The sequence below is a fragment of the Pseudomonas sp. R28(2017) genome, from assembly GCF_002112505.1.
In the GTDB taxonomy this organism is placed as follows: Bacteria; Pseudomonadota; Gammaproteobacteria; order Pseudomonadales; family Pseudomonadaceae; genus Aquipseudomonas.
Genome location: NZ_NEHW01000008.1, coordinates 170,723 through 182,108, shown reverse-complemented (window position 1 = coordinate 182,108; position 11,386 = coordinate 170,723). Strand labels below are relative to the sequence as shown.

The window sequence follows — 11,386 nt, the reverse complement described above, 5'->3', positions numbered from 1 at the left end:
CGCTCCCACAGGTACAGCGCCGCCCATGGGATCACGCGGTCCCTGTGGGAGCGGGCAAGCCCGCGAAGAGGCCAGCACGGGCAACTCAAGGCTTCCAGTCAATCCCGGTGTCCGCCAGATAGGCATCCACCGCCGCCCCGACGGTAGGGTGAAACGCCCGCTCGCCCATATGCTCGAACAACTCGAAGCGCTTCATCTTGTCCTTCACCGGGTCCTTCATCTCGGCAAACTGCAGCTCCACCCCCCGTGCCTCCAACGCCCGATCCAGCTCGGCGAGCATGTCGGCCGAAGTGATATCGATGCTGGTCACCGGTTCCGCCGCAATCACCAGCCGCTGCACCTGAGTCGGTGATTCATCCACCGCCGCCAGCACCGTGCTCTGGAATTGCTCGGCGTTGGCGAAGAACAGCGGCGCGTCCCAGCGCAGCAGTACCAGCCCCGGAATCCGCCGTGCCTGTGGATAACGCTGCACGTCATGGTAGCCACGGGTGCCATCGACCCGCCCGAGTACCGCGTAATGCGGCCGCCAGCCGTCCCACAGGAATTCGATCACCGAGATCGCCACGGCAATGCAGATGCCCGGGATGGCGCCGAACACTGCGACGCCGACGAAGCAGGTGAACGACAGCCAGAACTCCCATTGCTGCATGTGGAAGATGCGCTTGAGGTCGGCGAACTCGAACAGCCCCAGGGCCGCTGCGATCACCACCGCCGCCAAGGCGCTGTTGGGCAGGTGCTGCATCAGGTTGGGCGCGACCAGCAGCAACAGGGTCACCGCCAGCGCACCGATGATGCCGGTCAACTGGGTTTTCGAGCCGGCCGCCTCGGCCACCGGTGTGCGCGACGAGCTGCTGCTGATGGGGATGCCCTGGAACAGGCCCGAGGCCAGGTTGGCAACGCCCAGGCCGAACATTTCCTGGTTCGGGTTGACCGGGGCCTTCAGCCGCGCGGCATAAGAGCGCGACAGCACGCTGGTGTCGGCGAACGACACCAGCGCCACGGCGATCCCGCCCAGCACCACTTCGACCAGATCGATGTCGCTCACCCATGGGAAGACGAAGCTGGGCAGCCCCTGGGGCAACTGGCCGAGCACCTTGACGCCCCGCTGGTCGAGGTTGAACAGGCTCACGGCCAGGGTTGCCAGCACCACGGCGATCAGGATGCCCGGGATGCGCTTGAAGGGTTTGAGCAGCAGGATCAGCACCAGGCTGCCGGCCCCGACGAGGAAGCTTGGCCAGTGCCCAGCGCCTGCGAACAGTGCCTGGCCAAGGTGCCAGAGGTCGCGCAATGGGCCTTCGCTGTCGACTTTGATGCCGAACAGCTTGGGCAGTTGGCTGATCAGCACGGTGAGCGCGATACCGTTCATGTAGCCATAGCGGATCGGCTTGGACAGCAGCTCGGTGATGAAGCCCAGGCGCAGCAGCCCGGCGATCACGCAGAAGGCGCCGGCCACCAGCGCCATCAGGCTGGCGATGGCGATGGCCCGTTGCGGGTCGCTGGCGGCGTATTGCACCACCACCGCCAGGATCGGCGCAGCCAGTGCCGAGTCGGGGCCGAGTACCAGGATGCGGCTGGGGCCGAACAGGGCATAGGCCAGCAGCGGGATGATGGTGGCGTACAGGCCATAGATGCCCGGTACTCCGGAGGCTTCGGCGTAGGCGATGCCGACCGGCACCAGCATGGTGGTGAGCACCAGGCCTGCCGCGATGTCCTTGGGCAGCCAGGCAGGTTGGTAGTGCAGCAAGGTGGCCAGGCCGGGGAGCCAGCGTTGCCAGTCGAAGCGTCGGCGCGGCGGGAGTTCGTGCATGGTGCGGGCTCCAGAGCGAAAGGGCTGCAACGCAGCCCCGGCAATCCCTCAGGTGTAAGACAATTCCGAACTTGAAACCAAATGCTTCTGTTGAAGATAGCTTGGGAATTATCCTACGCACGCCGCTGCCGTTTCTCTGTTGTCGATGATGAGCATCAGGGCTAATTTCCCCGGGTCGTCGCGGTTTGACGACCGGGTGTGAGAGCCCGCTTACAACCAAGAGATTGCCGTCATGGTAGCTGTGCGCGGGCAGGCCCCGTGCCTGGCCGGTTTTCGCTCTTGTTTGGCCGGTCTCTCACCCCGCGTACAGCTGCCGCCTAATCCTGTGAGAGGGAAAGGGAAGGCAGCCCATGCAAAGCTGGCGAGCCGGGTATCGGCATGCTGGTCAATAGTGTGCATAACGTGCAGATGGGGAGGGCGTTGGCTGAGTTGGTACTGACCCGGGAGGCGGGGGAGATCACCTGGCATTGATTACCGGCTTATTCCAGATGTGAAAACGGCGGCGCCCCCTTCGCGGGCAAGCCCGCTCCCACAGGTACAGCGCCAGCCTTGAGCATTCGCTGTACTGTGGGAGCGGGCTTGCCCGCGAAGGGGGCGCCGCCGATGTTGCGTTATACGTTGAAGCGGAAGTGCATCACATCACCGTCCTTGACGATGTAGTCCTTGCCTTCCAGGCGCCATTTACCGGCTTCCTTGGCACCGCCTTCACCCTTGAACTGAATGAAGTCGTCATAGGCCACCACTTCGGCGCGGATGAAGCCTTTTTCGAAGTCGGTGTGGATCACACCAGCCGCCTGCGGGGCGGTGGCGCCGACGCGTACGGTCCAGGCGCGGACTTCCTGCACGCCGGCAGTGAAGTAGGTCTGCAGGTTGAGCAGCTCGTAACCGGCGCGGATCACGCGGTTCAGGCCAGGCTCTTCCAGGCCCAGGGCCTCGAGGAACATGTCTTTCTCTTCGCCGTCTTCCAGCTCGGCGATTTCCGCTTCGATCTTGTTGCACACCGGCACCACGACCGCGCCTTCTTCCTCGGCGATGGCCTTGACCACGTCCAGGTGCGGGTTGTCTTCGAAGCCGTCTTCGGCCACGTTGGCGATGTACATCACCGGCTTGCTAGTCAGCAGGTGGAAGCCACGGATGACGGCCTTTTCGTCGTCAGCCATGTGCTTCATCAGGCTGCGCGCAGGCTTGCCTTCGGTGAAGTGCGGGATCAGTTTTTCCAGGATCGCCTTCTGTGCCAAGGCGTCCTTGTCGCCGCCCTTGGCGTTGCGGGCAACCTTCTGCAGTTGCTTCTCGCAGCTGTCGAGGTCGGCGAAGATCAGCTCAAGGTCGATGATCTCGATGTCGCGCTTAGGGTCGACGCTGTTGGAAACGTGGATCACGTTCTCGTCTTCGAAGCAGCGCACCACGTGGGCGATGGCGTCGGTCTCGCGGATGTTGGCGAGGAACTTGTTGCCCAGGCCTTCACCTTTCGACGCACCGGCCACCAGGCCGGCGATGTCGACGAATTCCATGGTGGTCGGCAGGATGCGGTTAGGCTTGACGATTTCCGCCAGCGCCGCCAGGCGCGCATCGGGCATCGGCACGATGCCGCTGTTCGGCTCGATGGTGCAGAAAGGGAAGTTCTCCGCCGCGATGCCAGACTTGGTCAGGGCGTTGAACAGGGTGGACTTGCCGACGTTGGGCAGGCCGACGATGCCGCAATTGAAACCCATGGGTATTCCCCTCTCTAGGAAATCAGGCCTTCTGGCTGTGCAGCTCGCGCATGGCCTTGGCGAAGTCGCCGGCCAGCACGTCCGGCAGCACGCCGAGGGCAAAATCGATGCTGGCGTCGAGCTTCTCCTGCTCGGCGCGCGGCGCGCGGCCCAGGACGAAGTTGGAGACCAGTTTGGCGTCACCCGGGTGGCCGATGCCAAGCCGCAGGCGGTGGAAGTCGTTCTGGTTGCCGAGCTGCGCGATGATGTCGCGCAGGCCGTTGTGCCCCCCATGGCCGCCGCCGCGCTTGAGTTTGGCAACGCCCGGAGGCAGGTCGAGTTCGTCGTGTGCCACCAGAATCGCTTCCGGCTTGATGCGGAAGAAATTGGCCAATGCCGCCACGGCCTGGCCGCTGCGGTTCATGTAGGTGGTGGGGATCAACAAACGAACGTCGTTGCCCTGATGGCTGAACTTAGTCGTCAGGCCGAAATATTTTTTGTCAGCGGTCAGCGATACACGCTGGGCACTGGCAATGCGTTCAACGAAAAGAGCCCCTGCGTTATGCCGGGTCTGTTCGTATTCGGGGCCGGGGTTACCCAGGCCAACGATCAACTGGATGGCGGTCACGTCAGGGGCTCTTCCTTGGAGTTGGTGGGTTACAGGGCGCGCGGGGCGCACTGTAACCCGATCAACACCGGCGCGCGAGTGGATTACTCGGCAGCGCCTTCTGCTTCTGGAGCAACGCGCGGAGCGTGAACGTTGGCAACAGCTTTGTCATCACCGTGGGCCAGAGCGACGAACTCTACGCCTTTCGGAGCTTTCAGGTCCGACAGGTGGATGATGGCGCCGATTTCGGCCTTGGACAGGTCGACTTCGATGAACTCAGGCAGGTCTTTGGCTTCGCAGGAAACTTCGATCTCGGAAACAACGTGCGAGATTTCGCCGCCTTTCTTGACCGGGGCTTCTTCGCCAACGAAGTGAACTGGAACCTTGGCGGTCAGCTTCTGGCCAGCAACGACGCGAACGAAGTCGGCGTGCATGATGAAGCCTTTGGCTGGGTGACGCTGCATGGCCTTGACCACGACGTTCTGCTTGGCGCCGTCGACGTTCAGTTCGATAACGTGGCTGAAGGCAGCTTCGTTTTCGAACAGCTTGGCGATTTCCTTGGCCACGATGGTCAGGGATTGGGCTTCTTTATCGCCACCGTATACAACGGCAGGGATGCTGGCGGAGTGACGCAGGCGGCGGCTCGCACCTTTCCCCAGGTCAGTACGCGCTTGGGCGTTCAGGATGAAATCAGTCATTTTGCTTCTCCAAAATAGCCTCCCGTAAGGCGTTTGCGACCAGCGCCAGACGGGGATGGCAAAAAAGCCCCGCCCCAACAAGTGCTGGGGCGGGGCGCTTCACATCAACACGTGTTCCGCTTAGCGGAACATCGCGCTGATCGATTCTTCGTTGCTGATGCGGCGGACCGCTTCAGCGACAACCGGTGCGATATCCAGCTGGCGGATACGGTCACAGGCTTGAGCAGCGGCGGACAGCGGAACGGTGTTGGTCACCACCAGCTCGTCCAGTACCGACTTCTCGATGTTCTCGATCGCGCGGCCCGACAGGACAGGGTGCGTGCAGTAGGCGTAAACCTTGGCAGCGCCGTGTTCTTTCAGGGCTTTGGCCGCGTGGCACAGGGTGCCGGCGGTGTCGACCATGTCGTCTACCAGGATGCAGGTGCGCCCTTCGACGTCGCCGATGATGTGCATAACCTCGGAGTGGTTAGCCTTTTCGCGGCGTTTGTCGATGATACCGAGGTCGACGCCCAGGGACTTGGCAACGGCGCGTGCGCGCACAACGCCACCGATGTCCGGGGAGACGATCATCAGGTTCTCGAAACGCTGGTCTTCGATGTCATCGACCAGTACGGGCGAGCCGTAGATGTTGTCGACGGGAATATCGAAGAAGCCTTGGATCTGGTCAGCGTGCAGGTCGACGGTGAGAACACGGTCGATACCCACGACAGTGAGCATGTCAGCGACGACTTTGGCGCTGATGGCTACACGTGCCGAACGCGGACGGCGGTCCTGGCGGGCATATCCGAAGTAAGGAATCACGGCGGTGATTCGGGATGCTGAGGAGCGGCGGAAGGCGTCGGCCATCACTACCAGTTCCATCAGGTTATCGTTGGTCGGGGCACAGGTCGGCTGAATAATGAAAACGTCTTTACCGCGGACATTTTCATTGATCTCAGTGCTGATCTCACCGTCGGAGAATTTACCGACAGAGACGTCACCGAGAGGGATATGCAGCTGACGTACGACACGCCGAGCCAGATCGGGGTTAGCGTTCCCCGTAAAGACCATCATCTTGGACACGCGCAGTACCTGAAGGCTGAGGGTATACCTGGATGAGTATAAGGAAAATGGCAGGGGCGGCTGGATTCGAACCAACGCATGGCAGGATCAAAACCTGCTGCCTTACCGCTTGGCGACGCCCCTGTATCTGTTGCTGCGAACGCTTATGCGCTCGACTTCTTGACCAGACTTTGCAGCTTGCGATGCAACATCGAAACATTGCTTCCTTTCGCCACAAACCCTGTTTGGGTCACTGAAAGAAGGGCCAGAACTTTATCAGCTTCGGCTTTGCTTGGGAAGGCCCCAAACACGCAACTTCCAGTACCGGTTAGCCGAGCCTCAGTGAATTTCCCCAGTGAATTCAACGCGTTGCGAACTTCTGGGTAACTCTGCTCTACCACCGGTTGGCAGTCATTTCGACTGTTTCCCTTGGGAACGGGGCGCATCTTAAGGGGGAGTGAATCACGTGTCAACTGCGGATGTGAAAAAATTTCTACTGTGCTGACAGACACTTGCGGCACCAGCACGACATACCACGGCTCCTCCGGGTCGACCGGGGTCAGTTGCTCGCCCACACCCTGGGCGAACGCGGCATGGCCACGCACGAACACCGGCACGTCGGCACCCAGGCTCAGGCCCAGCGCGGCCAGGCGGTCTTCGTCCCAGTCCAGTTGCCACAGGTGCGCCAGCGCCAGCAGGGTGGTCGCCGCATCCGAGCTGCCGCCGCCGATGCCGCCGCCCATGGGCAGCACCTTGGTCAGCCAGATATCGGCGCCCAGGCGGGTGCCGGACTGCTCCTGCAATTTGCGCGCGGCGCGCACGATCAGGTTGCTGTCGTGGGGCACCGCTTCGATTTCGGTGTGCAGGCGGATCACGCCGTCCTCGCGCAGGGCGAAGCTCAGTTCGTCGCCATGGTCGAGGAACTGGAACACGGTTTCCAGCTCGTGGTAGCCATCGGGGCGGCGGCCGATGATGTGCAGCCACAGGTTGAGCTTGGCCGGGGCGGGCAGGGTGAGCGTGTGCATGTAATCAGTGCCCCAGCTGGCGTGGCTGCCAGTCCTTGACCACCAGGGTCACGTCGAGGTCCTTGCCGTGCAGCTTCAGGCGCTCGGGGAGCCAGTAGCCGTTCTGCTCGGTGTAGCTCAGGTACTGCACCTGCCAGCCATCCTGCTCGAGGCTGGCCAGGCGGCTGTCGCCGTCCAGGGTCAGCTTGCTCTTGCTGTCGGGGGCGGGCAGGCCGCGGACCCACCAGACCAGGTGCGATACCGGCAGCTGCCAGCCGAGCTGTTCTTCCAGCAGGGCTTCGGGGCTGGGGGCTTCATAGCGGCCCTGGTTGGCCACTTCCAGCACCACGCCACCGGGGCGGCCGGTCAGGCGAGCGGCGCCGCGGCCGAGCGGGCCGGCCAGGCGGATGTCGTAATAGTCCTGGCGTTGCAGCCAGAACAGCGTGCCGCTGCCGGAATCGCGCGGGGCGCGGATGCCGACCTTGCCGTTGATCTGCCAGCCGTCGAGGCTGCTCAGCTGCTCTTTATGGGCGCGCCACTGCTGTGGGTCGCCGTGGCCCTGCAGGGCCTCGCGGCTCCCGAAGCCGGCGCAGCCGGCCAGCAGGGCGATCAGGGTGAAGGTGATGCAATGGCGCAGGAACATGGCGTTAAAGAGTCTCGGATCCGGTCAGGCGCAGGAGGGTCTTGCGCAGGATTGGGCTGTCGGCCTGGGCTTCGAAACCCTTGGCCCAGACCTGGCGGGCTTCGCGGCGCTTGCCGTTGGCCCACAGCACTTCGCCCAGGTGGGCGGCCACTTCGTGGTCGGGGAAGCGGGTGAAGGCCTGGCGCAGGTAGTTTTCAGCCGCGTCGAGGTTGCCCAGCCGGTAGTTGATCCAGCCCATGCTGTCGAGCACGGCCGGGTCGTCCGGGGTCAGCTGGTGGGCCTTGTCGATCAACGCCTTGGCTTCGGCGTAGCGGGTGGTGCGGTCGGCCAGGGTATAGCCGAGGGCGTTCAGGGCCATGGCGTTTTCCGGCTCGCGGGCGATGATGGCGCGCAGGTCCTTTTCCATCAGCGGCAGGTCATCGCGCTTCTCGGCCAGCATGGCACGGGTGTAAAGCAGGTTGAGGTCGTCCGGGTAGCGCGTGAGGGCTTGCTGCAGTACCTGGTCGGCCTGGGCGTCCTTGTTGTTGTTGCTGTAGCTTTCCGATTCGATCAGGTACAGCTGCACGGCCATGTCCGGCTGCGCTTCGCGAGCTTCGGCGAGCAGGCGCGAAGCTTCGGTGCCGCGACCGTTGGCAATCAGGATGTCAGCCTGGCGCAATTGGGCCGGCAGGTAGTCCGGGCCTGTGCCGACCAGGGCATATTCGCGCAGCGCACCCGCCGGGTCGTGGCGCTCTTCGGCGATGCGGCCCAGGTTCAGGTGGGCGGCGTCGACGTTGCTGTCGCGTTCGATCAGCTCGCGCAGGTAGACCTCGGCTTCGTCCCAGTCCTTCATCTCCAGGCACACCAGGGCCAGGGAGTAACGCGACTCGTCGTCGTCCGGGTACTGCTGCACCAGACTGAGGAATTCGGCCTTGGCATCGGCCATGCGGTCCTGTTCGACCAGGGTGCGCGCGTAGGTCAGGCGCAGGCGCTTGTCGTCCGGGTTGTCACGGATCGCCCCGCGCAGCAGCGGCAGCGCTTCTGGGCCGCGGTCCAAGGCCTGGAGCAGGCGGGCGCGCAGCAGGATCGGGGCGATTTCGCCATTCTGCGCCGGGTGCGCTTCGAGCAGGTCTAGGGCCTCCTGGGACTTGCCGTCCTGGTTCAGCAGCAACGCCTTGCCAAATACCAACTGGCTGTTGTCCGGGTATTTGACCAGCAGGCGGTCGAAGCTTTGCATCAGGCCGTCGCGGGTGCTCTGGTCGGTTTCGGCGGCCGACAGGGCGAGGAAGTCGAAGTGGGTGTCACCCTGGCCTTGCAGCACCTTCTCCATATAAGTCATGGAGTCGTCATAGCGGCCGGCACGGGCCAGCTGGATGGCGGCGGCACGCTGGGCGTCGAGGTTCTGCGGGTCGTTCTTGGCCCAGATCAGTGCGCTGTCGAGGGCCGGTTCGTCGGCACCGAGGTACTCGGCAATCCGGTAGGCGCGTTCGGAGACGCCTGGGTCCTGGGTCTTCTCGGCCTGGTCGGTGTAGTTGGCCAGGGCGATGTCGAAGCGATTGCGCTGGCCGGCCAGTTCGGCCACCAGCAGGCTATAAAGGGTGTCCTGCGTGAACGACCCATACACTACGGGCTTTTCAGCCTCGCCCTTGCCGGCCTCGGCAACGGGGGGCTCGGCATTGTGCGGGGCCAGGCTCTGGCAGCCCTGGAGCAGGGCGAAGGCAAGCAGCAGTGCGTAGGGTCTGTTCATAAAGAGGCTTAAAAAGACTAACCGGCGGTCGGAGCATGATGACACAAGCGCGGGGGCAAACCCACCTGCGAAGGTCGTGGTTTACAGCTTGGGTGGTGCTAGGTCGGACAGCGAGGTAGGTGAGAGGTTCGGTGGTGTAGATCGTCCCGTTGATTCGGTTGTTGAGGGCAAAGATTACTTCGTTGAGCATGACATGGTAATGCTTGAGTTTGTCACCGTCGGCGCGGCAGATCGCGAGATTCAAATGAAATGTTGGCATGCGTGAAGCAACAGTAATGCAAGAAATAATGCCAGGTTGAAGATCACGAGCCTGCAGAGTCGTTTTTTCATTCGGGTGGGTAGTCGATCAACTTCATCAAGATTTATCAGACCTCTGTGTGCATACGCTTCTGGGAAAACTAACATGAGAGAGAGTGCCCCGAATCGAATGATTTTGCCCGTCAGGCCGAATTTAGAATATAAGTTTCTATTGTCACTGACGATTTTACAGTTTGGTAGCAGGGACTCTATATGATCGGTGTCACGGTGTGATAAATAGAAGGTTATAGGTAGTGAGATGAAAATAGCGGTAAATAGGATGCCATAGGCCGCTCCCAAAGCAAGTTGGATCGTGGTCACTTTATCACTCGCTCATACAGAATTTCGCCCAGATATTCTCCTCCTTCACTTCCGAGCTCTCCACCGATCATTCCTCCCAAGGCTCCGCCCCCTACGCCGCAAGCGATCGCTCCAGGCCCGCCTGATGCTATTCCCAAGACCACGCTGCAGGCTGCCATGCCAATCAATTTTCCACCGTATGCGCCAACTAGGCCTCCTCCCACGCTTCCTGCAAGTGAACCACTCTCAACAACGGTAGCTCTTTTGCATCCTTCCTCTCTCCCTTCTGTGCATGCTTTTTTGATTGATAAGCTTGTGCTTGCGACCTCCAGCGCAATGCCTAAATAGGCGCCTTTCTTGATCAGGTTGGCAGCCTTGCTGACTCTTGCGACCTTATCGGCATACCCTGCGACCTCACCAGCGTGCAAATAGCTTTTCGTGGAAAGGCCAAGCGTTCTCTTGATCGACCCTTTGTTTCGCAAGCTGGCACCAAACGCTGCCATTTTGTCCAACTGCTCTTCCAGCCTCATGAACAGCGCTGCACGCCTGGCATAAAACTGATCGCGAGCTTTGAGCGTCCCTGAACTCATGTGCGCCTGATACAGCTTTTCAATTTCCAGCAATGTGTCCTGAATAGCCTTCAGGTGCCTGCTCCAACCATCGCTGACCACGCCTGCCCCCATGGAGGCATGGGTAAGCAGACTTTTGAGCAACTCGAAATTATCCAGAAAAAACTCATCAGCACCTTGCCCGCTGCGCATCAGCCCCATGTGTGCTACGGCAGCCTTTGCCATCAGATACGCCTCCTGGCTGGTACACGAGGGCGTGGACCAGTCGCCGACAATGACCAGTTCGCCGCTTCTCACCACATTGTTGTAGATGTGTGCATTCAGAACGTCGAACTTGCCGGCCGAATGGCCGCTCAGGCCAAGGCCTGCCTTGAGTGTGTGGTAGTTCTGCATTTTGGGGTTGATGAACGCGCGGGCTTCGGTCATGGCATTTTCCTTATGCGTGTTTCTTGTTGCCGATTCGGTCCCACCCGCCAGCGATGTTTCCGCCGCCAGAGCCGTCGATGCGTTTCTGCTGGGTATAGGTAGTCTTGATTCGGCCGTAGTCGAGTTGCACTACCTCGATCGGCACACCATCGGCGGCGCTCTGTGTATAGTCGGCAATGATCACTCTTCGAGAATGACCTCGTAATACTTGAGCTTGTCGCCGCCTGCGCGGCACAACGCGAGTTTCACTTCTTTCAGATGCAGGCCGGCACAACTGGCCTCCATCAATTTGCAGCTGGCACTGTCGAGAAACTTGGTGAATCTGAAGTTGCTGACCGCAGTGCGGCCTGAGGTGGCGCCACCGGAGGAGCTTGCAGTGGCTGAGGTGCTTTGGCTGACACCGAAGTCATAGCCAGTGACTTCAATCCATTTGTTGTATTTTTCATCCAAGGCTTCACCTGGGATTTCGTCGATTTTTATATATGCATCAAATGCCATGCTTACCTCTCCTTGGCAATCTTTTCAGGGATTGAATGGCTGACGGGAAACTTGGCCCAGTCAGTGATTGGCAAGGCTA

General features: G+C 61.2%; 9 protein-coding genes, 1 tRNA gene and 1 pseudogene. All 11 read right to left on the bottom strand.

Annotation, left to right across the window (positions count from 1 at the left end; all coding sequences use genetic code 11):
• Positions 1–85: 85 nt before the first annotated feature.
• The 11 genes and pseudogenes from CAF78_RS15915 to CAF78_RS15865 all read right to left on the bottom strand — a co-directional run bounded on the left by CAF78_RS15915 (position 86) and on the right by CAF78_RS15865 (position 11,307).
• A complete protein-coding gene (locus tag CAF78_RS15915; RefSeq protein ID WP_085673920.1) occupies positions 86–1,807 on the bottom strand; it encodes a SulP family inorganic anion transporter in 1,722 nt (573 codons plus the stop codon).
• Between the two features lie 611 nt (positions 1,808–2,418).
• The gene (gene ychF, locus CAF78_RS15910; protein WP_085673918.1) at positions 2,419–3,519 is read right to left on the bottom strand and encodes a redox-regulated ATPase YchF; all 1,101 of its coding nucleotides are present in this window, start codon (positions 3,517–3,519) and stop codon (positions 2,419–2,421) included.
• A gap of 22 nt (positions 3,520–3,541) precedes the next feature.
• The gene (gene pth / locus CAF78_RS15905; protein ID WP_085673916.1) at positions 3,542–4,126 is read right to left on the bottom strand and encodes an aminoacyl-tRNA hydrolase; all 585 of its coding nucleotides are present in this window, start codon (positions 4,124–4,126) and stop codon (positions 3,542–3,544) included.
• A gap of 83 nt (positions 4,127–4,209) precedes the next feature.
• Positions 4,210–4,803 (bottom strand): 50S ribosomal protein L25/general stress protein Ctc, encoded by a 594-nt coding sequence (locus CAF78_RS15900; protein ID WP_085673914.1) that lies wholly within the window; start codon positions 4,801–4,803, stop codon positions 4,210–4,212.
• Between the two features lie 120 nt (positions 4,804–4,923).
• Positions 4,924–5,865, bottom strand: coding sequence for a ribose-phosphate pyrophosphokinase (locus CAF78_RS15895; protein ID WP_003247410.1), 942 nt, complete (start codon positions 5,863–5,865; stop codon positions 4,924–4,926).
• A 48-nt stretch (positions 5,866–5,913) separates the two neighbouring features.
• Positions 5,914–5,988: transfer RNA gene (locus CAF78_RS15890), tRNA-Gln, on the bottom strand.
• A 20-nt stretch (positions 5,989–6,008) separates the two neighbouring features.
• Entirely contained in the window at positions 6,009–6,869 is an 861-nt protein-coding gene (gene ispE, locus CAF78_RS15885; RefSeq protein WP_085673912.1) for a 4-(cytidine 5'-diphospho)-2-C-methyl-D-erythritol kinase, read from the bottom strand.
• Between the two features lie 4 nt (positions 6,870–6,873).
• Entirely contained in the window at positions 6,874–7,491 is a 618-nt protein-coding gene (lolB, locus tag CAF78_RS15880; RefSeq protein ID WP_085673910.1) for a lipoprotein insertase outer membrane protein LolB, read from the bottom strand.
• Between the two features lie 4 nt (positions 7,492–7,495).
• Positions 7,496–9,217 (bottom strand): tetratricopeptide repeat protein, encoded by a 1,722-nt coding sequence (locus CAF78_RS15875; protein WP_085673908.1) that lies wholly within the window; start codon positions 9,215–9,217, stop codon positions 7,496–7,498.
• A 614-nt stretch (positions 9,218–9,831) separates the two neighbouring features.
• The gene (locus CAF78_RS15870) at positions 9,832–10,809 is read right to left on the bottom strand and encodes a hypothetical protein (RefSeq protein ID WP_085673906.1); all 978 of its coding nucleotides are present in this window, start codon (positions 10,807–10,809) and stop codon (positions 9,832–9,834) included.
• 10 nt (positions 10,810–10,819) lie between these two features.
• Positions 10,820–11,307, bottom strand: a pseudogene (locus tag CAF78_RS15865) (Hcp family type VI secretion system effector).
• Between the last annotated feature and the right edge of the window lie 79 nt (positions 11,308–11,386).

Excerpts from the sequence above, each read along its gene's own strand:
- CAF78_RS15915 (WP_085673920.1), bottom strand. The coding sequence starts at position 1,807 with ATGCACGAACTCCCGCCGCGCCGACGCTTCGACTGGCAACGCTGGCTC.
- CAF78_RS15900 (WP_085673914.1), bottom strand. The coding sequence starts at position 4,803 with ATGACTGATTTCATCCTGAACGCCCAAGCGCGTACTGACCTGGGGAAA.
- ispE (WP_085673912.1), bottom strand. The coding sequence starts at position 6,869 with ATGCACACGCTCACCCTGCCCGCCCCGGCCAAGCTCAACCTGTGGCTG.
- CAF78_RS15870 (WP_085673906.1), bottom strand. The coding sequence starts at position 10,809 with ATGACCGAAGCCCGCGCGTTCATCAACCCCAAAATGCAGAACTACCAC.
- ychF (WP_085673918.1), bottom strand. The coding sequence starts at position 3,519 with ATGGGTTTCAATTGCGGCATCGTCGGCCTGCCCAACGTCGGCAAGTCC.
- lolB (WP_085673910.1), bottom strand. The coding sequence starts at position 7,491 with ATGTTCCTGCGCCATTGCATCACCTTCACCCTGATCGCCCTGCTGGCC.
- CAF78_RS15875 (WP_085673908.1), bottom strand. The coding sequence starts at position 9,217 with ATGAACAGACCCTACGCACTGCTGCTTGCCTTCGCCCTGCTCCAGGGC.